The 24058-nt window shown below is 71.6% G+C and carries 19 protein-coding genes; 15 read left to right on the top strand and 4 right to left on the bottom strand.

The features are described from left to right. Positions 1-59 precede the first annotated feature (59 nt). On the top strand, positions 60-920 hold the full coding sequence (gene mutM / locus ACFYOP_RS10425) for a bifunctional DNA-formamidopyrimidine glycosylase/DNA-(apurinic or apyrimidinic site) lyase (RefSeq protein ID WP_356895592.1): 861 nt from the start codon (positions 60-62) through the stop codon (positions 918-920). A 78-nt stretch (positions 921-998) separates the two neighbouring features. Here mutM and ACFYOP_RS10420 read toward each other — a convergent pair whose 3' ends face one another. Further along, the gene (locus ACFYOP_RS10420; RefSeq protein WP_356895594.1) at positions 999-1958 is read right to left on the bottom strand and encodes a CAP domain-containing protein; all 960 of its coding nucleotides are present in this window, start codon (positions 1956-1958) and stop codon (positions 999-1001) included. Between the two features lie 140 nt (positions 1959-2098). Between ACFYOP_RS10420 and ACFYOP_RS10415 the strand changes: the two genes are divergently transcribed. The 4 genes from ACFYOP_RS10415 to ACFYOP_RS10400 all read left to right on the top strand — a co-directional run bounded on the left by ACFYOP_RS10415 (position 2099) and on the right by ACFYOP_RS10400 (position 8385). Then, positions 2099-2380 (top strand): acylphosphatase, encoded by a 282-nt coding sequence (locus ACFYOP_RS10415; RefSeq protein ID WP_356895596.1) that lies wholly within the window; start codon positions 2099-2101, stop codon positions 2378-2380. Between the two features lie 394 nt (positions 2381-2774). Continuing rightward, positions 2775-2993 carry a hypothetical protein gene (locus tag ACFYOP_RS10410; RefSeq protein WP_356895598.1) on the top strand — a complete coding sequence of 73 codons (219 nt, stop codon included), beginning with the start codon at positions 2775-2777 and terminating at the stop codon, positions 2991-2993. 182 nt (positions 2994-3175) lie between these two features. Then, entirely contained in the window at positions 3176-6745 is a 3570-nt protein-coding gene (gene smc, locus ACFYOP_RS10405) for a chromosome segregation protein SMC (RefSeq protein WP_356895600.1), read from the top strand. A 218-nt stretch (positions 6746-6963) separates the two neighbouring features. After that, on the top strand, positions 6964-8385 hold the full coding sequence (locus ACFYOP_RS10400; protein WP_356895602.1) for a sugar porter family MFS transporter: 1422 nt from the start codon (positions 6964-6966) through the stop codon (positions 8383-8385). A 40-nt stretch (positions 8386-8425) separates the two neighbouring features. Here ACFYOP_RS10400 and ACFYOP_RS10395 read toward each other — a convergent pair whose 3' ends face one another. Next, positions 8426-9397: an LLM class flavin-dependent oxidoreductase gene (locus tag ACFYOP_RS10395; protein WP_356895604.1), complete on the bottom strand. Its 972-nt coding sequence runs from the start codon at positions 9395-9397 to the stop codon at positions 8426-8428. Positions 9398-9706: 309 nt separating this feature from the next. Between ACFYOP_RS10395 and ftsY the strand changes: the two genes are divergently transcribed. Continuing rightward, positions 9707-10930, top strand: a complete 1224-nt coding sequence (ftsY, locus tag ACFYOP_RS10390) for a signal recognition particle-docking protein FtsY (RefSeq protein ID WP_356895606.1) — start codon at positions 9707-9709, stop codon at positions 10928-10930. Between the two features lie 96 nt (positions 10931-11026). Here the strand turns inward: ftsY and ACFYOP_RS10385 are convergent, their stop codons facing one another. Then, positions 11027-11689 (bottom strand): bifunctional DNA primase/polymerase, encoded by a 663-nt coding sequence (locus tag ACFYOP_RS10385; RefSeq protein ID WP_356895608.1) that lies wholly within the window; start codon positions 11687-11689, stop codon positions 11027-11029. Between the two features lie 428 nt (positions 11690-12117). On the opposite strand from ACFYOP_RS10385, the gene ACFYOP_RS10380 reads away from it, so the two are divergent. The 5 genes from ACFYOP_RS10380 (at position 12118) to ffh (ending at position 19807) form a co-directional block, all read left to right on the top strand. Further along, entirely contained in the window at positions 12118-13587 is a 1470-nt protein-coding gene (locus ACFYOP_RS10380) for a hypothetical protein (RefSeq protein WP_356895610.1), read from the top strand. A gap of 309 nt (positions 13588-13896) precedes the next feature. Continuing rightward, positions 13897-15252, top strand: coding sequence for an ammonium transporter (locus ACFYOP_RS10375; RefSeq protein ID WP_356895612.1), 1356 nt, complete (start codon positions 13897-13899; stop codon positions 15250-15252). Further along, the gene (locus ACFYOP_RS10370; RefSeq protein ID WP_005311372.1) at positions 15249-15587 is read left to right on the top strand and encodes a P-II family nitrogen regulator; all 339 of its coding nucleotides are present in this window, start codon (positions 15249-15251) and stop codon (positions 15585-15587) included. Before ACFYOP_RS10375 ends, ACFYOP_RS10370 begins: the two co-directional genes overlap by 4 nt. 83 nt (positions 15588-15670) lie before the next feature. Next, on the top strand, positions 15671-18121 hold the full coding sequence (locus ACFYOP_RS10365) for a [protein-PII] uridylyltransferase (RefSeq protein WP_356895614.1): 2451 nt from the start codon (positions 15671-15673) through the stop codon (positions 18119-18121). A 135-nt stretch (positions 18122-18256) separates the two neighbouring features. Next, positions 18257-19807: a signal recognition particle protein gene (ffh, locus tag ACFYOP_RS10360; protein ID WP_356895616.1), complete on the top strand. Its 1551-nt coding sequence runs from the start codon at positions 18257-18259 to the stop codon at positions 19805-19807. A 59-nt stretch (positions 19808-19866) separates the two neighbouring features. Here the strand turns inward: ffh and ACFYOP_RS10355 are convergent, their stop codons facing one another. Continuing rightward, positions 19867-20670 carry a class I SAM-dependent methyltransferase gene (locus ACFYOP_RS10355; protein ID WP_356895618.1) on the bottom strand — a complete coding sequence of 268 codons (804 nt, stop codon included), beginning with the start codon at positions 20668-20670 and terminating at the stop codon, positions 19867-19869. Between the two features lie 205 nt (positions 20671-20875). On the opposite strand from ACFYOP_RS10355, the gene proS reads away from it, so the two are divergent. The 4 genes from proS (at position 20876) to ACFYOP_RS10335 (ending at position 24036) form a co-directional block, all read left to right on the top strand. After that, a complete protein-coding gene (gene proS, locus ACFYOP_RS10350; RefSeq protein WP_356895620.1) occupies positions 20876-22318 on the top strand; it encodes a proline--tRNA ligase in 1443 nt (480 codons plus the stop codon). 195 nt (positions 22319-22513) lie between these two features. After that, complete coding sequence (locus ACFYOP_RS10345; protein WP_356895622.1) at positions 22514-23107, top strand: hypothetical protein; 594 nt, start codon at positions 22514-22516, stop codon at positions 23105-23107. 243 nt (positions 23108-23350) lie between these two features. After that, a complete protein-coding gene (gene rpsP / locus ACFYOP_RS10340; RefSeq protein ID WP_356895624.1) occupies positions 23351-23794 on the top strand; it encodes a 30S ribosomal protein S16 in 444 nt (147 codons plus the stop codon). Positions 23795-23796: 2 nt separating this feature from the next. After that, positions 23797-24036, top strand: coding sequence for an RNA-binding protein (locus tag ACFYOP_RS10335; RefSeq protein ID WP_018850017.1), 240 nt, complete (start codon positions 23797-23799; stop codon positions 24034-24036). The last annotated feature ends 22 nt before the right edge of the window (positions 24037-24058 follow it).

The raw sequence follows: 24058 nt of genomic DNA, 5'->3' as shown, positions 1-24058 counted from the left end.
CGCCGCCGCCCCGGCGGTACGCTGCGGGCGTCACCCGAGTGAGCCGCGGAAGGAGACCCGTGCCCGAGCTGCCCGAGGTCGAAGTCGTACGCCGTGGCCTGCAGACCTGGGTCAGCGGACGCACGATCGCCGAGGTCGAGGTGCTGCACCCGCGGGCGATCCGCCGGCATGTCGCCGGCGCGGAGGATTTCGCGGCGCGGCTGCGGGACCGGACCGTCGGCGATGTCAGCCGGCGCGGCAAGTACCTCTGGCTGCCCCTCGCGGACACCGACACCTCGGTCCTCGGCCACCTCGGCATGAGCGGCCAGCTCCTCGTGCAGCCGCAGAGCGCCGCCGACGAGAAGCACCTGCGCGTCCGTGTCCGCTTCGCCGACCCGCTCGGCACCGAGCTGCGCTTCGTGGACCAGCGCACCTTCGGCGGTCTGTCCCTGCACGAGAACGCGCCGGACGGCCTGCCCGACGTCCTCGCCCACATCGCCCGCGACCCGCTCGACCCGCTCTTCGACGACGCGGTGTTCCACGCGGCGATCCGGGCCCGGCGGACCACCGTGAAGCGTGCCCTGCTCGACCAGTCGCTGATCAGCGGCGTCGGCAACATCTACGCCGACGAGGCCCTCTGGAGGGCGAAGCTCCACTACGACCGCCCGACCTCGACGCTCACCCGCCCCCGCTCCGCCGAACTCCTCGGCCACGTCCGCGACGTCATGACGGCCGCCCTCGCGGTCGGCGGCACCAGCTTCGACAGCCTGTACGTCAACGTGAACGGCGAATCCGGCTACTTCGACCGCTCCCTCGACGCGTACGGCCGCGAGGGCGAACCCTGCCGCCGCTGCGGCACCCCGATGCGCCGCCGCCCCTGGATGAACCGGTCCAGCTACTTCTGCCCCCGCTGCCAGCGGCTGCCGCGCATCGCGTCCTGACCGCCCGCCGGGCGCCGCACATGAGCAGGCCCCGGACACCTGAGTGTCCGGGGCCTGCTCACGGAAAGCGGATGCGGTTCAGTAGCCGAAGTTCTGTGTCCACCACGGGCCGCCGTCGGCCATGTGCACACCGACGCCCATCGTCGTGAAGTCGCAGTTCAGGATGTTCGCGCGGTGGCCCTCGCTGTTCATCCACGAAGCCATGACGGCCTCGGCGTCGGACTGGCCGCGGGCTATGTTCTCGCCGCCGAGACCGCTGACGCCGGCCTGGTCGGCACGGTCCCAGGGCGTCTCGCCGTCCGGGTTGGTGTGGTCGAAGAAGCCGCGCGCCGCCATGTCCCTGCTGTGCGCGCGGGCCAGGTCGGACATCGCCCCGACGGCCTTCACCGGGCTGCAGCCCACCTTCGCGCGCTCCGCGTTGACGAGGTCGAACACGTCGGCCTCCGCTGCGGCGGCCGACGACGTGGCCGGGGCGGCCGTACGCGACGGGGCCGCGGTGCGCTCCGGGGCGCGGGTGACCTCGCGGGTCGGCTCGCGCGTCGGCTTCTTCGCCTCGGGAGTCCGGGTCGTCTCCTTGGACGGCGCGGCCGGTGCGGAGGTCGTCGGCTTCGCGGGCGCCTCGGGCTTCTCGGCCGTCTTCGACGGCTTCGGGGAGGCCGTCTTGGACGGAGTCTTCGACGGTGCCTTGGACGGGGCCTTCGACGGTGCGACGCCGCGGTTCTGCGGGGTCGACGGACTCGCCGTCGGCTCGGCGCTCGCGTCGCCCTGCGCCTGGAGCCTCGACGGCACCTCGCTGCGCATCTCGGTCTGCAGGTCGGCGCCCGCGCCCACGGTGTACTTGTCCTCACCGCCGGGCAGGACGCCGGTGGTCACGACGACGGCGCCGACGGCCACGGCGGCGGAAACACCGAGCAGCCCGGTGCGTACGGGCAGACCTGCCCGCTTCTTCCGGCGTGCACCGCCCCGGTGCACCCCTGCCGAGCCCGCCGCGCGGTCGGTTGCGGCCGGCGCGGGGGCTGAGCGTCGATGGCGACCCATCTGCTGTGCCTTCCTGGTGCGCGACGTCGAGCGTCAAACGGACTCACCCGTACGAGTGAGAGCTGATTGCGTCCGGACTGTACGCCATGACGCCCGGGGCGGAAGTGATGCAGAAGCGATTGGCCGGTTACCGTGCAGCCATGAACGACACCGCACGGCTGACCGCCTGGGTACGCGGCCGAGTACAGGGCGTGGGCTTCCGCTGGTTCACCAGGGCAAACGCTCTGGAGATCGGGGGGCTCACCGGTTTCGCCCTGAATCTTGAGGACGGCAGGGTGCAAGTCGTGGCGGAGGGGGCACGTGAGAATTGCCACCGTTTGCTCGAGTGGCTTCGCTCCGACGACACACCCGGCCGCGTCGACGGCGTCACTGAGATCTGGGACACGCCCAGGGGCGGTTACGAGGACTTCGCCATCCGGTGACGGGTGGAGCGGCAGGGCCGCCGGGAGGCGTCCGCGGAGGGTGCCGAGAGCACGGGTCGGGAACGGAAAATCCCTGGTGGTTGCCAAGAAGAGGCTTGCCGTGCCAGGCTGCGCCAGGAAAGATGATCGTCACGCCCCCAGGGCCCCGCAGGTCAGGCACCGCCGCACTCTTCAGCGGCTGGACGCCCCCGGGCCGCCCGTCGATACGGGGCGTGATCGTGTTGACCGTCAAACTTTTTGGTGAGACTCTGGAAGCCCCGCGCACCTCAGCTGTTTGGCAGTAGGAAACGCGGCACGACAAGCAGTACAACGAAGACTGCCGAGCACCGCGGGTGCGAATCCCTCACGACCCACACCGCTTCGGTCGGTCACTCAGTGTGGAGGACCATCCATCATGGCAAAGGCGCTTCTCGGTTACGTCGGCGGTTCCGACCCGCGACTCCTCGCCGAGATGCGACGGCTGCAGCAGCGCGTCCAGGACCTCGAATCCGAGCTTGTACGGATCCAGTCCGAGAACGACGCGCTCAACGCCGCTGTCGCTCAGCACCCCGAAGAGTCGCTGCTCGACGACATCGACATCGATGTATCCCGGGCGGAACCCGCGCTCACCTGAGCACGGCGTCCGACAGAGTCATCGCGCAGCAAGATATGCAAGGGACGCCCTCGGCGTCCCTTCTTTCTTTTCGCCCCCGTATGCCCTTTTCCGCCCCCGTATGCCGAAGTGGCTTCTTCAACATCTGATGTGCCCTGCGCCTTCAGGGGCGAAACCGCAAGTGAAAGGTAGAGTCCGGCGGCGTGCACCTCAAGGCCATGACCCTGCGCGGTTTCAAGTCCTTCGCCTCGGCCACCACCCTGCGGTTCGAGCCGGGGATCACCTGCGTCGTGGGGCCCAACGGCTCCGGCAAGTCGAACGTCGTGGACGCGCTGTCCTGGGTCATGGGCGAGCAGGGCGCCAAGTCGCTGCGCGGCGGGAAGATGGAGGACGTCATCTTCGCCGGGACGACCGGCCGGCCGCCGCTCGGCCGCGCCGAGGTCTCCCTCACCATCGACAACTCCGACGGCGCCCTGCCCATCGAGTACGCCGAGGTCACCATCACGCGGATCATGTTCCGCAACGGCGGCAGCGAGTACCAGATCAACGGTGACACCTGTCGGCTCCTCGACATCCAGGAACTGCTGTCCGACTCCGGTATCGGCCGCGAGATGCACGTCATCGTCGGTCAGGGCCAGCTCGACTCCGTGCTCCACGCGGACCCGATGGGGCGACGGGCCTTCATCGAGGAGGCCGCCGGTGTCCTCAAGCACCGCAAGCGCAAGGAGAAGGCGCTGCGGAAACTGGACGCCATGCGGGCCAACCTCGCCCGTGTCCAGGACCTCACCGACGAACTGCGCCGCCAGCTCAAGCCGCTCGGCCGGCAGGCGGCGGTGGCCAGGCGCGCCGCCGTCATCCAGGCCGACCTGCGCGACGCCCGGCTCAGGCTGCTCGCCGACGATCTCGTACGGATGCGGGAGGCGCTGCGCGGCGAGATCGCCGACGAGGCCGCGCTCAAGCAGCGCAAAGAGGCCGCGGAGGCGGAGCTCAAGGCGGCCCTGACCCGCGAGGCGGACCTCGAGGACGAGGTGCGGCGGCTCGCGCCCCGGCTCCAGCGCGCCCAGCAGACCTGGTACGAACTGTCGCAGCTCGCCGAACGGGTGCGCGGCACGATCTCGCTGGCCGACGCCCGCGTGAAGAGCGCCACCGCCCTGCCCGTGGAGGAGCGGCGCGGCCGCGACCCCGAGGACATGGAGCGCGAGGCCGCCCGGATCCGCGAGCAGGAGGCGGAGCTCGAAGCGGCGCTGGAAGCGGCGCAGCATGCTCTTGAGGACACCGTCGCGCACCGCGCCGAACTGGAGCGCGAGCTGATCGTCGAGGAGCGGCGCCTCAAGGACGTGGCGCGGGCCATCGCCGACCGCCGCGAAGGTCTCGCCCGGCTGAGCGGCCAGGTCAGCGCCGCCCGTTCGCGCGCCGCGTCGGCCCAGGCCGAGATCGACCGGCTGGCCGCCGCCCGTGACGAGGCCCGGGAGCGGGCCGTCGCCGCGCAGGAGGAGTACGAGCAGCTCAAGGCCGACGTCGACGCACTCGACGCCGACGACTCGGAGCTCGCCGGACGCCACGAGGAGGCGAAGCGCGAACTGGCCGACGCGGAGTCCGCGCTGAGCACCGCCCGCGAGGCGCTCACCACGGCGGAACGCAAGCGCGCGGCCGTGGCCGCCCGCCGCGAGGCGCTCGCGCTGGGCCTGCGGCGCAAGGACGGGACCGGTGCGCTCCTCGACGCCGGTGACCGGCTCTCCGGCCTGCTCGGTCCGGCCGCCGCGCTGCTCACCGTGACGCCCGGCTACGAGATCCCGGTGGCCGCCGCGCTGGGCGCCGCGGCGGACGCGGTGGCCGTCGCAGACCCGTCCACGGCGGCCGAGGCGATCCGCCTGCTCCGTAAGCAGGACGCCGGTCGCGCGGCCCTGATCCTCGCCTCGGCGGACGCCGGGGACGCGGCAGTCGCCACCGACGTGGAGACGGCCGGCGCCGGGATCGAGGCCGTGGTGGGGCTGGTGCGCGGGCCCGCCGAACTGATGCCCGCCGTACGACGGCTGCTGCGCGGGACGGTGGTCGTGGGAACGCTCGAGGACGCGGAGGACCTGGTGTACGCGCGGCCCGGGCTCACCGCCGTGACCGCCGAGGGGGACGTGCTCGGCGCCCACTTCGCGCAGGGCGGGTCCGCCGGGGCCCCCAGCCTCCTCGAGGTGCAGGCCTCCGTCGACGAGGCGGCGGCCGAGCTCGAGGAGCTTGCCGCCGCGTGCGACGAACTGGCCGCCGCCCAGCAGCAGGCCGCCGCACGCCGCGCCGAGTGCGCCGCGCTCGTGGAGGAGCTGGGGGAGCGGCGGCGCGCCGCCGACCGGGAGAAGTCGGCCGTCTCCGGGCGGCTCGGCCGGCTGTCCGGTCAGGCCAAGGGCGCGGCGGGCGAGGCCGAGCGGACCGCGGCGGCCGCGGCGCGCGCACAGGAGGCCCTGGAGCGGGCGACCGAGGAGGCGGAGGAGCTGGCCGAGCGGCTGCTCGTCGCCGAGGAGGCTCCGGTCGAGGAGGAGCCCGACACCCATGTGCGCGACCGGCTCGCCGCCGACGGCGCCAACGCCCGCCAGACGGAGATGGAGGCCCGCCTCCAGGTCCGTACGCACGAGGAGCGCGTCAAGGGGCTCGCGGGACGCGCGGACGCGCTGGACCGCGGCGCCCGCGCCGAGCGCGAGGCGCGGGCGCGCGCGGAGCAGCGGCGCGCCCGGATGCGGCACGAGGCCGAGGTCGCGGCGGCCGTCGCCGCCGGCGCCCGGCAGCTGCTGGCCCACGTCGAGGTGTCGCTGGTGCGGGCCGAGGCGGAGCGGTCGGCGGCCGAGGCCGCCAAGGGCGAGCGGGAGCGGGAGCTGACCGCGGCCCGCGCCGCCGGCCGTGACCTCAAGGCCGAGCTCGACAAACTGACCGACTCGGTGCACCGCGGCGAGGTACTGGGCGCGGAGAAGCGGCTGAGGATCGAGCAGTTGGAGACGAAGGCCCTGGAGGAGCTGGGGGTCGAGCCGGCCGGGCTGGTGTCCGACTACGGCCCCGACCAGCTCGTTCCGCCGTCGCCGCCGGCGGAGGGCGAGGAACTGCCGGAGGATCCTGAGGACCCCAGGAACCAGCCGCGGCGTTTCGTCCGCTCGGAACAGGAAAAGCGCCTCAAGTCGGCCGAACGGGCGTATCAACAGCTCGGAAAGGTGAATCCGCTCGCCCTGGAGGAGTTCGCGGCGCTGGAGGAGCGCCACCAGTTCCTGTCGGAGCAGCTCGAGGACCTGAAGAAGACCCGCGCCGACCTTCTCCAGGTGGTGAAGGAGGTGGACGAACGCGTCGAGCAGGTCTTCACCGAGGCGTTCCGGGACACGGCCCGCGAGTTCGAGGGGGTCTTCTCCCGGCTCTTCCCCGGCGGGGAGGGGCGGCTCGTGCTGACCGACCCGGACAACATGCTCACCACGGGCGTGGACGTCGAGGCGCGGCCGCCCGGCAAGAAGGTCAAGCGGCTGTCGCTGCTGTCGGGCGGGGAGCGGTCGCTGACCGCCGTGGCGCTGCTGGTGTCGATCTTCAAGGCCCGGCCGAGCCCGTTCTATGTGATGGACGAGGTCGAGGCGGCTCTCGACGACACGAACCTCCAGCGGCTGATCCGGATCATGCAGGAGCTCCAGGAGAGCTCTCAGCTGATCGTGATCACGCACCAGAAGCGGACGATGGAGGTCGCGGACGCGCTGTACGGCGTCTCCATGCAGGGCGACGGCGTCTCCAAGGTCATCAGTCAGCGCCTCCGCTGAGGGTCTACGCAGCCCTACAACTCTTCAAGGCTTGAACGCAAGTCGACTCACGCTCACCTGATACTGATTTCAGAAGAGGTCTTGACTTCGAAACTTGAAGGAATAGTCTCTGCAACGTTCCTTTTGCCTTCAAGTGGTGCCCCCCCGGAAGTCGTGCGCCACTGGGAAGGCTCGCCCCGCACGCCCGGCGACGCTGCCGGACGCCCTCAGGAGTACACGTGACCAGCACCGCGCAGCCGCCACCGGCATCGGGAGCCCGCTCGGCCCACCCGGACCACCTCGGGCATGTCATCTTCATCACGGCCGCCGCCGCGATGGGCGGCTTCCTCTTCGGTTACGACAGCTCAGTGATCAACGGTGCCGTCGAAGCGATCCGCGACCGCTACGAGATCGGTTCCGGAACGCTCGCCCAGGTCATCGCCGTCGCCCTGATCGGCTGTGCCGTCGGCGCCGCCACCGCCGGCCGGCTCGCCGACCGCATCGGACGCATCCGCTGCATGCAGATCGCGGCCGTGCTCTTCACCGCGAGCGCCCTCGGCTCCGCGCTGCCGTTCTCGCTGTGGGACCTCGCCCTGTGGCGGACCGTCGGCGGCTTCGCGATCGGCATGGCCTCCGTCATCGGCCCCGCCTACATCGCCGAGGTCTCCCCGCCCGCCTACCGCGGACGGCTCGCCTCCTTCCAGCAGGCCGCGATCGTCATCGGCATCGCCGTCTCCCAGCTGGTGAACTACGGCATCCTGCAGCTCGCCGACGGCAAGCAGCGCGGCGAGATCGGCGGCCTCGAGGCCTGGCAGTGGATGCTCGGCGTGGAGGTCGTCCCCGCCGTCCTGTACGGACTGCTGTCCTTCGCGATCCCCGAGTCGCCCCGCTTCCTCATCTCCGTCGGCAAGGTGGACCGGGCACGGCGGGTCCTCTCCGAGGTCGAGGGCAAGAACGTCGACCTCGACGCCCGCGTCACCGAGATCGACCGCGCGATGCGCCGCGAGCACAAGTCCTCCTTCCGGGACCTGCTGGGCAGCCGCTTCGGCTTCCTGCCCATCGTCTGGATCGGCATCGGGCTGTCGGTCTTCCAGCAGCTCGTCGGCATCAACGTCGCCTTCTACTACTCGGCGACCCTGTGGCAGTCGGTGGGCGTCAATCCGTCCAGCTCGTTCTTGTACTCGTTCACCACGTCGATCATCAACATCGTCGGCACCGTGATCGCGATGGTGCTGGTCGACCGGATCGGCCGCCGGCCGCTCGCGCTCATCGGCTCCACCGGTATGGCGATCGCACTGGCCCTGGAGGCATGGGCCTTCTCCGCCGACCTCGTCGGCGGCAAGCTGCCGGAGACCCAGGGCATCGTGGCCCTGGTCGCGGCCCACGCCTTCGTGCTCTTCTTCGCGCTCTCGTGGGGCGTCGTGGTCTGGGTCCTCCTCGGTGAGATGTTCCCGAACCGCATCCGCGCCGCCGCCCTCGGCGTCGCCGCCTCCGCCCAGTGGATCGCGAACTGGACCATCACCGCGAGCTTCCCGAGCCTCGCGGACTGGAACCTCTCCGGCACCTATGTGATCTACACGTTCTTCGCCGTGCTCTCGATCCCCTTCGTACTGAGGTACGTCAAGGAGACGAAGGGCAAGGCGTTGGAGGAGATGGGCTAATCCCCGCTGCCCCTCTCCTCGTCACGGAAACTGCCCCGGCTCAGCGCGTGAGCCGGGGCAGCACCCGTTCGCACAGCAGCCGGAGGCTGCGCAGGCCCTCGGCCGGCGGCATGCCGCCGCACAGCGGATGCAGCACCAGGCTCTGCGCGCCCAGCCCCACGCACTCGTCCGGCGTCACGATCCGGTACACCCCCTCGCTCCGCAGCTCCCCGACCGTCTGCGCGACGGAGCGCACCGCGGAGCGGATGCCCCGCGACTGCCAGGAGGCGTAGGTCCGTGCCTCGTGCAGGAAGTGCTCCCCGTACAGCGTCCACGCGCGGTCGGGGTCCTCCGAGAGGTGCAGCAGCGGCGTCTTGCCCGCCGGCATCACACAAAAACCGCCGGTCCCGTACGCGGCCCGCCGCTCCTCGTAGTACGCCTCGAGCTCCGGCAGATGGGCGCTGGGGAAGAACGGCAGACCGAAACGGGCGGCCCTGCGCGCCGCCGCCCGCGAGGACCCGCCGACCAGCAGCGTCGGATGCGGCCGGCTGTACGGGCGCGGGGTGACCCGCACGGTGCGGCCCCGGAAGGTGAACCTCTCGCCGGTCCAGGCCGCCAGCAGGGTCTCCAGCAGCTCGTCCTGCAGCGCCCCGCGCCGGCTCCACTCCACGCCCAGCTGCGCGTACTCCTCGGGCCGGTAGCCGATGCCCGCGACCGTCACCAGCCGGCCCTCGCCGACCAGGTCCAGCACGGCGAGATCCTCGGCCAGCCGCAGCGGGTCGTGCAGCGGTCCGATGATCGCGGACACGGTGACCGCGATACGGCGGGTGGCGCCGAGGACCGCGCCGGCGAAGGTCAGCGGAGACGGCAGCCAGTTGTCGGCTGCGCCGTGGTGCTCCTCGGTCTGGACCGTGTCGACGCCGTGGCCGTCGGCGTACGCCGCCATCTCCAGCGCCGCGCGATAGCGGGCCGTGAGGGTCTTCGGCGTCGCGGCGGGGCCGGCCAGGTTGAACCGGACCACCGTGAAGGCCATGGGACGTCCCCCTCCGCCGGGTGTGGGCAGGCGCAGGGGCACGGTAGCTGACAGGGCGTCAGATGGACAGGGGTGCGGCGTCCCGCCCGTGCACAAGGGGTGTGCCGACCCACCGAATGGACCGGCACACCCCTTGGGTGCGCGCTGGCGCGCCTGACGCCGTCCGCATCCTGGGGACGCGTTGTGACTCCGCCCCGAGGGCTTCTCGCCGGGATGCACCGGACGGCGGACCAGCCCGGCCCGCAGGGGCTTGTGCCCCTGTCAGGAGAACGAAGAGCGCCCTGGGAGGTCACGCATACTGGATGAACCATGGAAATCGTCATCCTTGCCGTAGTCATCGCCCTGGTCGCGATCGGCGCGATCAGCGGCCTCGTGGTCAGCAGCCGCAAGAAGAAGCAGCTGCCCCCGCAGGCGCCGCCGAGCTCGCCGACCATCACTGCTCCGCCCGCCGAACCGCATGTCGGCGACGAGGCGGAGACACCGCGGGAGGAACCCCGCCGCACCATCGAGGAGGTCGACCTCCCGACGGCCGAGGAGGCCGTCGAAACGCCCGTGGCCGTCGAGGACCCGGTCGTCGCCGAGGCCCCCGCGCCCGCCGTCGAGATCCCGGAGCCGACCGCCGGCCGGCTCGTACGGCTCCGTGCCCGTCTCGCCCGCTCCCAGAACACCCTCGGCAAGGGGCTCCTCACGCTCCTTTCGCGCGAGCACCTCGACGAGGACACCTGGGAAGAGATCGAGGACACCCTGCTCACCGCCGACGTCGGCGTCGCTCCCACCCAGGAGCTCGTCGAGCGACTGCGCGAGCGGGTGAAGGTCCTCGGCACGCGTACGCCCGAGGAGCTGCGCACCCTGCTCCGCGAGGAGCTGCTGCACCTCATCGGCACCGAAGCCGACCGTGCGGTCAAGACCGAGAGCGGCCTCGACACCCCCGGCGTCGTCATGGTCGTCGGTGTCAACGGCACCGGGAAGACCACCACCACGGGCAAGCTCGCCCGTGTCCTGGTCGCGGACGGCCGCTCCGTCGTGCTGGGAGCCGCGGACACCTTCCGCGCCGCCGCCGCCGACCAGCTCCAGACCTGGGGCGAGCGTGTCGGCGCCCGCACCGTACGGGGACCGGAGGGCGGCGACCCGGCCTCGGTCGCCTTCGACGCGGTCAAGGAGGGCATCGCGGAGGGCGCGGACGTCGTGCTCATCGACACGGCCGGCCGGCTGCACACCAAGACCGGGCTGATGGACGAGCTCGGCAAGGTCAAGCGGGTCGTCGAGAAGCACGGACCGCTGGACGAGATCCTGCTCGTCCTGGACGCCACCACCGGTCAGAACGGCCTGGTGCAGGCGCGGGTCTTCGCCGAGGTCGTGGACATCACCGGCATCGTGCTGACCAAGCTGGACGGCACCGCCAAGGGCGGCATCGTCGTCGCGGTCCAGCGCGAGCTGGGCGTGCCCGTCAAGCTCGTCGGTCTGGGCGAGGGCGCGGACGACCTGGCGCCGTTCGAGCCCGAGGCGTTCGTCGACGCGCTGATCGGCGACTGACGCGCGGGGCGCACTCCGCAGTGAAAGCGCCTCACGGAAAGCGCCCGGCCACCGGAAGGCGGCCGGGCGCTTCCGCGTACGAGGGGGCGCGGGGAGTCAGGACCGGCTGCGGTGGCAGATGTACGCCAGCGTGCCGAGCAGCAGCCGGGCCTCGGGCGGGGCGGTCGCCGTGTCGAGGGACGGGGGCCGCAGCCAGCGGACCGGGCCCAGACCGCCGCGGTCCGACGGCGGTGCGGTGATGTGCTCGCCGGGGCCCAGGCAGCGCAGGTCCAGATCGGCGTCGTCCCAGCCCATCCGGTACAGCAGCCGGGGCAGTTCCGCCGCCGCGCCGGGCGCGACGAAGAACTGGCAGCGGCCGTCCGGTGTGGCGCAGACGGGCCCGAGCGGCAGGCCCATGCGCTCCATCCGCACCAGCGCGCGGCGGCCGGCCACGGCGGCCACGTCGAGGATGTCGAAGGTCCGGCCGACGGGCAGCAGCAGCGAGGCCCCGGGCACGTCGGCCCACGCCTTGCCCGCCTCGTCGAGCGTGGCGCCGGCCGGGACCTCGAGCGCGAAGTCGAACGGGTGGGCGCCGGGGGCGGCGCAGCGGTCGTCCCCGCAGGAGCACTTGCCGGAGGCGGCGCGTGCGCCGGGAATCACCGCCCAGCCCCACAGGCCGGTGTACTCGGCCACCGCGGTGGCCTCTGTCGTGCGCCCGCGGCGCCGGGAGCCCGTCCGGATCTGTCCGATCCCACGAGTGCCGCCGATCGTGAAGCCCATGCCCCCTCCAACGGGTCGTAGGCACCGGTGGTTACGACCCGGAGCTCCCCTGTGACTCTCCGTATCTCCTGCCCGGAGTGCCGACGGCGCGAGGTGGTGCGTGGGGGAGTGCGGGGCGCGGCACGTGCCCGTGCGCACTGCGCTCCAACGACTCCTGATCGTCGTATGTCAAGTGAATCGTGCCTGCCCGTAAGTGGGTTCACTCGGAGGGGTGGCGAATGGTGGCGTTTCTGCAATCCCACTCGCTGAGGCCGTGATCGTAGGATTACCGTCGGTACATCAACCTGCAATTGCAGTCTGCTTCCGGGTATGCCGGAGGCAATGCGGTTTCCTGTTCGACGGGTGCAAGACCGTTACGGCAGGTTGCAATCGGCGTCATTCTGGTAGGGGTTCGGGCAATGAGGCTTCGACGGACGGGGGGCACTCCAGTGAGCGGCAGCGGCGCAGACGGTACGAACGCCGGCAAGCGCCCGAACGAGCAGTTGAGTTCGTGGTTCCTGCGCAGCGGCTGGTCGAAGGGCGAACTCGCGCGCCAGGTGAACCGCCGGGCACGGCAGATGGGCGCCCACCACATCAGCACGGACACCTCCCGGGTGCGCCGCTGGCTGGACGGCGAGCAGCCGCGCGAGCCGATCCCCCGCATCCTCTCCGAGCTCTTCTCCGAACGCTTCGGCAGCGTCGTCGCCGTCGAGGATCTCGGACTGCGCACCGTGCACCAGTCACCGTCGGTGTCCGGCGTGGACCTCCCCTGGGCCGGGGACCGGACCGTCACCCTGCTCAGCGAGTTCTCCAGAAGCGACCTGATGCTGGCGCGCCGCGGGTTCCTGGGCAGCTCGCTCTCCATCGCCGCGGGCGCCGCCCTCGTGGAGCCGATGCAGCGCTGGCTGGTTCCTGTGCCGGGGGCCGAGGCGGGCGAGCCGCCCGTGCCCGTGCGGCGGGGCTCGCGTCTCTCCCAGCCCGAGCTGGAACTGCTCGAGGCCACCACCGCCATGTTCCGCCAGTGGGACGCCCAGTGCGGCGGCGGCCTGCGCCGCAAGGCGGTCGTCGGCCAGCTCCACGAGGTCACCGACCTCCTCCAGGAGCCGCAGCCCTCCGCCACCCGGCGCCGCCTCTTCAGGAACGCGGCCGAACTGGCCGAGCTCGCCGGGTGGATGAGCTACGACGTGGGCCTCCAGCCCACCGCCCAGAAGTACTTCGTCCTCGCCCTGCACGCCTCCAAGGAGGCGGGCGACAAGCCGCTCGGCTCGTACATCCTGTCCTCGATGAGCCGCCAGATGATCCACCTCGGCCGCCCCGACGACGCCCTCGAGCTCGTCCACCTCGCCCAGTACGGCAGCCGCGACTGCGCCACCGCTCGCACCCAGGCCATGCTGTATGCGATGGAGGCCCGCGCCTACGCGAACATGGGCCAGCCCAGCAAGTGCCGGCGGGCGGTCCGGATGGCCGAGGACACCTTCGCCGACGTCGGCCTCGACGGTGAGCCCGAGCCCGACTGGATCCGTTTCTTCTCGGAGGCGGAGCTCCACGGCGAGAACTCCCACTCCTACCGGGACCTGGCCTATGTGGCCGGCCGCAGCCCCACCTACGCCTCCCTCGCCGAGCCGGTCATGGAGCGTGCCGTCGAACTCTTCGGCCGGGATCACGAGCACCAGCGGTCGTACGCACTCAACCTGGTCGGCATGGCCACGGTCCACCTGCTGAAGAAGGAACCGGAACAGGCCACCGACTTCGCCGGCCGGGCTCTCAAGATCGCCAAGCGGGTCCGCTCCGAGCGGGTCAACACCCGGCTGCGCAAGACGGTCGACACGGCCGCCAGGGACTTCGGCGATGTCGCCGAAGTCGCCCAGTTCACGGACTATCTGACCGCCCAGCTGCCGGAGACCGCGGAAGCGGTCTGACCGGCAGCCGGCCCCGGCCGCCGGCCACGACACCTGCCCCGAACAGCCCGACTCGGCTCCCCCCGTTGCCAAGTCACCGGGTGGGTGTCGTGGCCGGTTCATGCTGTGCGCAGAGGATACGCCCGGTGACGTGGGGTGATCACTGCGTTCATGACGGCGTAACACGCCGGACCTCTTCGTCACCGCCACGAAACATCGTGCGGCATCTGTGGAAACGGCACTCCGCCAGTCTCATGCGGCATAACGGCCCCGCCCACAGTCCGCCGAGGCTCCGCCCGCACGCGGCCGCACGACGACGAGGAGACGCCGATGCCCCCAGGCATCTCGACCCTTGCCGCAGACGCTCCAGAGCTGTCTGCCGCCAACACAGGGTTCATGCTCATCTGTTCCGCCCTGGTGATGCTCATGACACCGGGACTGGCCTTCTTCTACGGAGGCATGGTCCGCGTCAAAAGCACCCTGAACATGCTGATGATGAGCTTCATCAGCCTCGGGATCGTCACCATCCTGTGGGTGCTCTACGGCTTCAGCATGGCCTTCGGCACCGACATCGGCTCCGTCGTCGGATGGAGCTCGGACTACGTCGGCCTCAGCAACATCGGCGTCAACGAGCTGTGGGACGGCTACACCATCCCCGTCTTCGTCTTCGCGGTGTTCCAGCTGATGTTCGCGATCATCACACCGGCGCTGATCAGCGGCGCCCTGGCCGATCGCGTCAAGTTCACCGCCTGGGCGCTGTTCATCACCCTGTGGGTCACCGTCGTCTACTTCCCGGTCGCGCACTGGGTGTGGGGCTCCGGCGGCTGGCTCTTCGAGATGGGCGTCATCGACTTCGCCGGCGGCACGGCCGTCCACATCAACGCCGGCGCCGCGGCCCTCGGCGTCATCCTGGTCATCGGCAAGCGCGTCGGCTTCAAGAAGGACCCGATGCGTCCGCACAGCCTCCCGCTGGTCATGCTGGGCGCGGCGCTCCTGTGGTTCGGCTGGTTCGGCTTCAACGCCGGTTCGTGGCTCGGCAACGACGACGGCGTGGGCGCCGTGATGTTCGTCAACACCCAGGTCGCCACCGCCGCCGCCATGCTCGCCTGGCTGCTCTACGAGAAGATCCGCCACGGCGCCTTCACCACCCTCGGCGCCGCCTCCGGCGCGGTCGCCGGCCTCGTCGCCATCACCCCGGCCGGCGGTTCCGTCTCGCCGCTCGGCGCGATCGCCGTCGGCGCCGTCTCCGGTCTGCTCTGCGCCATGGCCGTGGGCCTCAAGTTCAAGTTCGGCTACGACGACTCCCTCGACGTCGTCGGTGTCCACCTCGTCGGCGGTGTGGTCGGCTCCCTGCTGGTCGGCTTCTTCGCCACCGGCGGCGTCCAGTCCGACGCCAAGGGCCTCTTCTACGGCGGCGGCCTCGACCAGCTCGGCAAGCAGGCCGTCGGGGTCTTCGCCGTCCTCGCCTACTCTCTGGTCGTCTCCGCCGTCCTCGCCCTCGTCCTCGACAAGACCATCGGCATGCGGGTCGACGAGGACGTCGAGGTCTCCGGCATCGATCAGGACGAGCACGCGGAGACCGCGTACGACTTCAGCGGAGCGGGCGGCGGCGCCGGCTCCCGCAAGGCCGTGCCCGCGACGGGCGAGACCGCGACAGCCGCAGCGAACAAGAAGGTGGACGCATGAAGCTCATCACCGCAGTCGTGAAGCCGCACCGGCTGGACGAGATCAAGGAGGCCCTCCAGGCCTTCGGCGTCCAGGGGCTCACGGTCACGGAGGCCAGCGGCTACGGCCGGCAGCGCGGCCACACCGAGGTCTACCGGGGCGCCGAGTACACCGTCGACCTCGTCCCCAAGATCCGCATCGAGGTGCTGGTCGAGGACGACGACGCCGAACAGCTCGTGGACGTGATCGTCAAAGCCGCCCGCACCGGGAAGATCGGCGACGGCAAGGTCTGGAGCGTCCCGGTCGACACGGCGGTCCGGGTCCGCACCGGCGAGCGCGGCCCCGACGCCCTCTGAACCGTTCCGCACGAGGTGAGCGAGCCACAGGGAGTCCGAGCGCCCGGAGGCGAGCGAACACGAAACACAAAGGGAGCTGCTGGGTGACCCTCGACGTGACCAACGAAGCGGAAGACACGGGACCCAGCGGCTATGCGGCGGCCCGGCTGCTCCTTCTCAACGAGAAGGAGCGGTCCGGGCCGCCGCGCCGTGCGGCCCTCGCCGAGCTCACCGACGAATGGCTGTCCGCGCTGTTCGCCACGGCCGCGCGGGAACAGGGCGTACGGGGCGCCGCCCTCGTCGCCGTCGGCGGCTACGGCCGCGGGGAACTCTCCCCGCGCAGCGACCTCGACCTCCTGCTGCTCCACGACGGCAGCGCGTCCCCCGCCGCCGTCGCCGCGATCGCCGACCGTATCTGGTATCCCGTCTGGGACCTGGGCCTGGCCCTCGACCACTCCGTACGCACCCCCGCGGAGGCCCGCAAGACCGCCGGCGAGGACCTCAAGGTTCAGCTCGGGCTGCTCGACGCCCGGCCCGTCGCCGGCGACCTCGGGCTCGTCGCCTCCCTGCGCACCGCCGTCCTCGCGGACTGGCGCAACCAGGCGCCCCGGCGGCTGCCCGAGCTCGACGAACTCTGCCGGGAGCGGGCCGTCCGCCAGGGCGAACTGCAGTACCTCCTCGAACCCGACCTCAAGGAGGCCCGCGGCGGACTGCGCGACGTCACCGCGCTGCGCGCCGTCGCCGCCTCCTGGCTCGCCGACGCCCCCCGCGAAGGACTCGCGGAGGCCCGTCGCACCCTGCTCGACGTACGCGACGCACTCCACCTGACCACCGGCCGCGCCACCGACCGCCTCGCCCTCCAGGAACAGGACCAGGTCGCCGCCGAACTCGGCCTCCTCGACGCCGACGCGCTGCTGCGCCAGGTGTACGAGGCCGCCCGGACCGTCTCGTACGCCACCGACGTCACCTGGCGCGAGGTGGGCCGGGTGCTGCGCTCGCGCGCCGTGCGGCCGAGGCTGCGGGCGATGCTCGGGGGCCGGGCGCCGCAGCAGGAACGCACCCCGCTGGCGGAAGGCGTCGTCGAACTCGACGGCGAGGCGGTGCTCGCCCGCACCGCACGGCCCGAACGCGACCCGGTGCTCCCGCTCCGCGCCGCCGCCGCGGCGGCCCAGGCGGGCCTGCCGATCTCCCGGCACGCCGTCCGGCGCCTCGGCGAGGCCATGGCCGACCGGCCGCTGCCGGTGCCGTGGCCCGCGGAGGCCCGCGAGGAGCTCGTCACCCTGCTCGGCGCCGGGGAGCCGGCCGTCGCCGTGTGGGAGGCCCTGGAGGCGGAGGGCCTGATCACCCGGCTCGTCCCCGACTGGGAACGTGTCCGGTGCCGGCCGCAGCGCAACGCCGTGCACACCTGGACCGTCGACCGGCACCTCGTGGAGACCGCGGTCAAGGCGTCCGAACTCACCCGCCACGTCGGCCGCCCCGACCTGCTGCTGGTCGCCGCCCTGCTGCACGACATCGGCAAGGGCTGGCCCGGGGACCACTCCGTCGCCGGCGAGACCATCGCCCGCGACGTCGCCGCCCGGATCGGTTTCGACCGCACCGACGTCGACGTCCTCGCCACCCTCGTACGCCACCACCTGCTGCTCATCGACACGGCGACCCGGCGCGACCTCGACGACCCCGCGACCGTCGACTCCGTCGCCTCGGTCGTCGGCTCCGCCTCCACCCTGGAGCTGCTGCACGCCCTGACCGAGGCGGACGCGCTGGCGACCGGCCCGGCGGCCTGGTCCTCCTGGCGCGGCTCGCTCGTCGCGGATCTCGTCCGGCGCGTGGCCGCCGTACTCGCCGGAGACGTCCTGGCCGAACCCGACCAGACAGCTCCCAGCGCCGAACAGGAACGCCTCGCGGTCGAGGCGCTGCGCACCGGCGAGCCCGTGCTCGCCCTGCACGCCCAGCCCGAGGCCCCCGCCGAGGACGGCGGACCGGAACCCGTGGGCGTCGAACTGCTCATCGCCCTGCCCGACCAGGCGGGTGTGCTGCCCGCGGTCGCCGGCGTCCTCGCGCTGCACCGGCTCACCGTCCGCGCGGCGGACCTGCGGGCGGTCGAGCTGCCGAGCGAGGTGGGCGACGGGGCCGTCCTCGTACTGGACTGGCGCGTCGCGGCCGAGTACGGCTCACTGCCGCAGGCCGCCCGGCTCCGCACGGACCTGGTGCGCGCACTCGACGGCTCCCTGGACATCCGCGGCCGCCTCGCCGAACGCGAGGCCGCCTACCCGCGGCGGCGCGGCGTGAAGGCCCCGCCGCCGCGCGTGACGGTCGCGCCGGCCGGGTCCCGCCTCGCCACGGTCATCGAGGTCCGCGCCCACGACGCCCCCGGCCTGCTGCACCGGATCGGGCGGGCGCTGGAGGGGGCGGACGTCCGGGTCCGCAGCGCCCACGTCTCGACGCTCGGCGCGAACGCCGTCGACACCCTCTACGTCACGGACGGGAACGGGGCCCCGCTGGGCGACGCGGAGGCGGCGGCGCTGGCGAAGAGCGTGGAGGAGGCGCTGCGGTGAGAGCGTGACGGGCGGCGCGCCCGCCCGCTGCCCGCGCCCCGTCCGCCCCGTTGTGGCGGGCGGGGGCAGGAATGTTCCGGGGCCCGATACCCTTGGGGCGTCCACCAGGCCCCGACCCGAGGAATCGCGACCACCGTGTTCGATACGCTTTCCGACCGCCTCAGCGCGACTTTCAAAAACCTCCGGGGCAAGGGACGCCTGTCAGAGGCAGACATCGACGGCGCGGCCCGGGAAATCCGTATCGCCCTGCTCGAGGCCGACGTGGCGCTCCCGGTCGTCCGGGAATTCATCAAGCAGGTCAAGACCCGCGCCCTCGGCGCGGAGGTCTCCAAGGCGCTGAATCCCAGCCAGCAGGTCATCAAGATCGTCAACGAAGAGCTGGTCACGATCCTCGGCGGTGAGACCCGCCGGCTGCGGTTCGCCAAGACCGCGCCGACCGTGATCATGCTCGCCGGTCTGCAGGGCGCCGGTAAGACCACCCTCGCGGGAAAGCTGGGCCTGTGGCTCAAGGGCCAGGGCCACTCGCCGCTGCTCGTCGCCTGTGACCTCCAGCGCCCCAACGCGGTCAACCAGCTCTCGGTCGTCGCGGAGCGCGCCGGCGTCGCGGTGTACGCGCCCGAGCCGGGCAACGGCGTCGGCGACCCGGTGCGGGTCGCGAAGGACTCGATCGAGTACGCGCGGACCCGTCAGTACGACATCGTGATCGTCGACACCGCCGGCCGCCTGGGCATCGACCAGGAGCTGATGCAGCAGGCCGCGGACATCAGGGACGCGGTCTCGCCCGACGAGATCCTCTTCGTCGTCGACGCCATGATCGGTCAGGACGCCGTCAACACCGCGGAGGCCTTCCGCGACGGTGTCGGCTTCGACGGCGTGGTGCTGTCCAAGCTGGACGGCGACGCCCGAGGCGGTGCCGCGCTCTCCATCGCGCACGTCACCGGCAAGAACGTCATGTTCGCCTCCAACGGCGAGAAGCTGGACGACTTCGACGCGTTCCACCCGGACCGCATGGCGTCCCGCATCCTCGGCATGGGCGACATGCTCTCGCTGATCGAGAAGGCCGAGCAGACCTTCAGCCAGGAAGAGGCCGCCAAAATGGCCTCGAAGCTGGCGAGCAGCAAGGGCAAGGAGTTCACGCTCGACGACTTCCTGGCCCAGATGGAACAGGTCAGGAAGATGGGCAGCATCAGCAAGCTGCTCGGAATGCTGCCCGGCATGGCGCAGATGAAGGACCAGATCAACAACATCGACGAGCGTGACGTGGACCGTACGGCCGCGATCATCAAGTCGATGACGCCGGGTGAGCGCGACGACCCGACGATCATCAACGGCTCGCGCCGCGCCCGTATCGCCAAGGGTTCCGGTGTCGAGGTCAGCGCGGTGAAGGGCCTGGTGGAGCGGTTCTTCGAGGCGCGCAAGATGATGTCGCGGATGGCGCAGGGCGGCGGGATGCCCGGCATGCCGGGGATGCCCGGCATGGGCGGCGGGCCCGGTCGTCAGAAGAAGCAGCAGAAGCAGGCCAAGGGCAAGCGCAAGAGCGGCAACCCGATGAAGCGCAAGGCCGAGGAGCAGGCAGCGGCCGCGCGCCGGGAGCAGGCGGCGGCGCAGGGCGGCGCCTTCGGGCTGCCGGCCGAGCCCGAGAAGGACTTCGAGCTGCCCGACGAGTTCAAGAAGTTCATGGGCTGACGCCCGGCCGCGCAGGGGCCCGCGACCGTCACGGTCGCGGGCCCCTGCCGTGTCCGGGGTCAGGGCGTGCGGGCGATCAGATAGCGGAAGACATTGGGCATCCAGACGGTGCCGTCGGGCCGCCGGTGGTCGTGGAGCGCCTCGGCGATCTCCTTCCCGACCTGGGCCGGATCGCTCTCCCGCACCGCCGCGTCGTACAGACCGGTCGACAGCAGTCCCCGTACCGCGCTGTCCGTGTCGGCGTAGCCGAAGGGGCAGGCGACCCGGCCCGAGCCGTCCGGATTGAGTCCGGCGCGCCCGGCCACGTCCTCCAGGGCGTCGCGATGCGCGGTGCGCCGCCGCTCGCCGGCCACGCGCAGCACCCCCGAGGTGGCGCACCGCTCCGGCGGCCCCCACGCGGTGAGCACCACGTGGCTCCGGCGCTCGGCGAGGCCGATCGCGTCCCGCAGCGCCTGCTCCAGCCGCCCCGCGTCGCCCGTGCCGGCTCCGATCGGCTGGAACGCGGTGATGAGGTTGTACGCGGGCCGGCCGGGCCCCGCCGCGGCGGTGGCGTCGCCGTCGAGCAGCCGGGCCGTCGGGCTCCCGTCCATGCGTTCCCGCGCGAGGGCGAGCCGGTCACCGTCCGTGTCGACACCCGTCACGCTCGCCCCGCGGGCCCTCGCCATCAGCAGGGCGAGTCCGGAGCCGCAGCCGAGACTCAGGAGCTGCGTGCCCGCGCCGACCTCGAGACGTGCGTAGACCGCCTCGTAGAGCGGCACCAGCATGCGTTCCTGGATCTCGGCCCAGTCCCGGGCGCGTGTGCTTGTCTCCGCCGAGGGTGCCGACGCCTTGTGGGGTCGGTGCTGGACGAGCGTGGATGTCATCGAAAGCGCCCCAATCCGCCGAGAGGTGATGTGCCCTTGAGTCAGCCCCCGTGTGCGTACGCTCCGCGCTTCCCCGTATGCCAGAGAACTCCGCGGGCGTCCCCACGTCCAGAGGTTGCGCGGCACTGCTTCTGCGCCGGGGCGTGAGCCCCGGACAACCTGGCCGATTCACGCACAGGTCCGCTGTCGCCGTACGATGCCCGCCATGGCTAAGGCACCCGTTCTCACGCCCCGGTCCGAAGACTTCCCGCGGTGGTACCAGGACCTGATCAACAAGGCCGAACTGGCGGACAACGGACCGGTGCGCGGCACCATGGTCATCCGACCGTACGGCTACGGCCTGTGGGAGCGGATGCAGCAGGAGATGGACGCCCGCATCAAGGACGCGGGTGCGTCGAACGCCTACTTCCCGCTCTTCATCCCTCAGTCTTACCTGACTCGCGAGGCTGAGCACGTCGAGGGCTTCGCGCCCGAGCTCGCGGTGGTGACGCACGGCGGGGGCAAGGAGCTCGACGAGCCGGTCGTGGTGCGGCCCACGTCCGAGACGATCATCAACGACTACTTCTCCAAGTGGGTGCAGAGCTACCGGGACCTGCCCCTGCTGATCAACCAGTGGGCGAACGTCGTCCGTTGGGAGATGCGCCCGCGGGTCTTCCTGCGGACGACCGAATTCCTCTGGCAGGAGGGCCACACCGCCCACGCCACCTATGAGGACGCCAGGGACTACGCCGCCCACATCCACCGGAACGTCTACGCGGACTTCATGGTGAACGTCCTCGGCATCGACGTGCTCCTCGGGCGCAAGACGCCCCGCGAGCGGTTCGCCGGGGCGATCAACACCCTCACCCTGGAGGGGATGATGGGGGACGGCAAGGCCCTGCAGATGGGCACGAGCCATGAGCTCGGCACCAACTTCGCCAAGGCGTTCAACACCCGCTACCTCTCCGGGGACGGGCAGCAGGAGCTCGTCTGGCAGACCTCCTGGGGGACGTCCACCCGCATGGTCGGCGGGCTGATCATGTCGCACGGCGACGACAACGGGCTGCGGGTGCCGCCGCGGCTCGCGGCCGTGCAGGTGGTGGTCATGGCCATCAAGGGCGACGAGGCGGTCGCCCGGGTGCGGGAGGTCGGCGCGGCGCTCAAGGCCGCGGGCCTGCGGGTGCAGATCGACGACAGAGTGGACACGCCGTTCGGCCGCCGCGCCGTCGACTGGGAGCTCAAGGGCGTGCCGGTACGGGTCGAGATCGGGCCGCGGGACCTGGAGGCGGGCACCGCGATGCTGGCCCGCCGCATCCCTGGGGGCACCTCCCGGGCCGGAGGCTCCGGGGGAGGCAAGGAGCCGGTGGGCATCGATTCGCTCGCCGCGCTGCTGCCGAAGATCCTCGAGGACGACCAGGCCCTGCTGCTCGAGCAGTCCCGGGTGCGGCGCGAGTCGCGTACCAGCGACGTCGCCACGATCGAGGAGGCGGCAGAGGCCGCGGCCGCCGGCGGGTGGGCGCGTATCCCGTGGGCGGTGCTCGGCCAGGAGGGTGAGGCGCGGCTCGCCGAGCAGGGGGTCTCGGTGCGCTGTCTCGTCGCGGAGGACGGGTCGGTGCCCGACGCGGACGACGCTCCCGGTACTGTCGCCGTCGTGGCGCGGGCGTACTGACCCCGCACGCCGGAGGCAGGGACGCCGGGCCGCTACGTACCGCCTTGGTGCGAGCCGCGCGGATTCTCCGCAGATCGGCGCACCCGACCGCGTCAGGGCGCATCAACGGCAAGTGACGGGAACTGACGGGTACGTGCAAAATATTTGGGATGGCCCGGAATGGAACCCCATGGCCCTCCGGCTCGTTATCACGACGTGAGCACGACACCACCTGTTCTCGCCGCAGAGCTGGCACAGGCGTGGGCCGACATTCAGCGGCACCACCCCGAGCTGCCGGATCTTGCCGCGCCCGAATCCCTGATCGGAGAGTCCTCGTCCGCCTGCGGCGCCGAGCTCTCCTTCGAGCGACTGCTCCATGAGGCAGTCCACGGCATCGCCGCCGCGCGAGGCGTCCGCGACACCTCGCGTGCCGGCCGCTACCACAACCGCCGCTTCCTCGCGATCGCCGAGGAGATGGGCCTCGACCACGTGGAAGAGCCGCACCCCAGCAGTGGTTTCTCGCTGGTCGCGCTCAACCCGGAGGCGAAACGGCGGTACCGCCCCACGATCGAGCGGCTGCAGCGCGCCCTCAAGGCGCACACGGTCGCGACGGCCTCCGACACCAAGCGCACCTTCCGCGGGCCGGCCGCACGGCACGGCTCCTCGGGCGGCGGCGTGCGGGTGAAGGCCGTCTGCGACTGCGGCCGCAATGTCAGAGTCGTCCCCTCGGTCCTCGCCCAGGCGCCGATCGTCTGCGGGGGCTGCGGAAAGCCGTTCCGGATCCCGGAGACGGTGGGCGCGGCCGGCTGAAGCCTCCGCGCCCACGGGCCCGCAGACGGCCGGTGAGACCGGCCGTCTGCCGGTCCGGGCTGCTCGATGTCCCGGCGGGTGCGGAGCCGTCGCGGGCGTGTGGCACAATGGCTAGCTGTACTCGACAGCCGCACAGGAACCCTCTCGCCTCCGGCTGACGCGTCCATCGGGCATCCCGAGTACCGCAACCCCACGTGGCATCTCGTGTGCCCAACCACGTCAAGACCAGGAGACACCACTCCCGTGGCAGTCAAGATCAAGCTGAAGCGTCTCGGCAAGATTCGCCAGCCCCACTACCGCATCGTCGTCGCCGACTCCCGTACCCGCCGTGACGGCCGGGCCATCGAGGAGATCGGTCTGTACCACCCGACGTACAACCCGTCGCGCATCGAGGTCGACTCGGAGCGCGCTCAGTACTGGCTGTCCGTCGGCGCCCAGCCGACCGAGCCCGTCCTCGCCATCCTGAAGCTCACCGGCGACTGGCAGAAGGTCAAGGGCCTGCCCGCCCCGGAGAAGCCGCTGCTGGCCCCGGCGGCCAAGGAGGACAAGCGCGCCTCCTTCGACGCCTTCGCCAAGGCTCTCGAGGGTGACGACGCCAAGGGTGAGGCCATCACCCCGAAGGCGAAGAAGGCCGACAAGAAGGCGGACGAGGCCGAGGTCGCGTCCACCGAGTCGACCGAGGCCTGAGCATGCTCGAGGAGGCTCTCGAGCACCTCGTGAAGGGCATCGTCGACAACCCGGACGACGTGCAGGTCGCTTCGCGCAACCTGCGCCGCGGGCGTGTGCTCGAGGTCCGGGTCCACCCCGACGACCTCGGTAAGGTGATCGGCCGCAACGGCCGCACCGCACGCGCTCTGCGTACCGTCGTGGGCGCCATCGGTGGCCGTGGAATCCGCGTCGACCTCGTCGACGTGGACCAGGTCCACTGAACAAGTTGGCTGTTTTCGCTTA

The organism is Streptomyces sp. NPDC006294 (assembly GCF_042870895.1).
Classification (GTDB): Bacteria; Actinomycetota; Actinomycetes; order Streptomycetales; family Streptomycetaceae; genus Streptomyces.
This window is presented reverse-complemented; position numbering and strand designations above follow the sequence as displayed.

Coding starts and splice junctions, on each gene's coding strand:
- ACFYOP_RS10420 (WP_356895594.1), bottom strand. CDS start 1,958: ATGGGTCGCCATCGACGCTCAGCCCCCGCGCCGGCCGCAACCGACCGC.
- ACFYOP_RS10415 (WP_356895596.1), top strand. CDS start 2,099: ATGAACGACACCGCACGGCTGACCGCCTGGGTACGCGGCCGAGTACAG.
- ACFYOP_RS10410 (WP_356895598.1), top strand. CDS start 2,775: ATGGCAAAGGCGCTTCTCGGTTACGTCGGCGGTTCCGACCCGCGACTC.
- ACFYOP_RS10395 (WP_356895604.1), bottom strand. CDS start 9,397: ATGGCCTTCACGGTGGTCCGGTTCAACCTGGCCGGCCCCGCCGCGACG.
- ftsY (WP_356895606.1), top strand. CDS start 9,707: ATGGAAATCGTCATCCTTGCCGTAGTCATCGCCCTGGTCGCGATCGGC.
- ACFYOP_RS10385 (WP_356895608.1), bottom strand. CDS start 11,689: ATGGGCTTCACGATCGGCGGCACTCGTGGGATCGGACAGATCCGGACG.
- ACFYOP_RS10375 (WP_356895612.1), top strand. CDS start 13,897: ATGCCCCCAGGCATCTCGACCCTTGCCGCAGACGCTCCAGAGCTGTCT.
- ACFYOP_RS10370 (WP_005311372.1), top strand. CDS start 15,249: ATGAAGCTCATCACCGCAGTCGTGAAGCCGCACCGGCTGGACGAGATC.
- ACFYOP_RS10355 (WP_356895618.1), bottom strand. CDS start 20,670: ATGACATCCACGCTCGTCCAGCACCGACCCCACAAGGCGTCGGCACCC.
- proS (WP_356895620.1), top strand. CDS start 20,876: ATGGCTAAGGCACCCGTTCTCACGCCCCGGTCCGAAGACTTCCCGCGG.
- ACFYOP_RS10335 (WP_018850017.1), top strand. CDS start 23,797: ATGCTCGAGGAGGCTCTCGAGCACCTCGTGAAGGGCATCGTCGACAAC.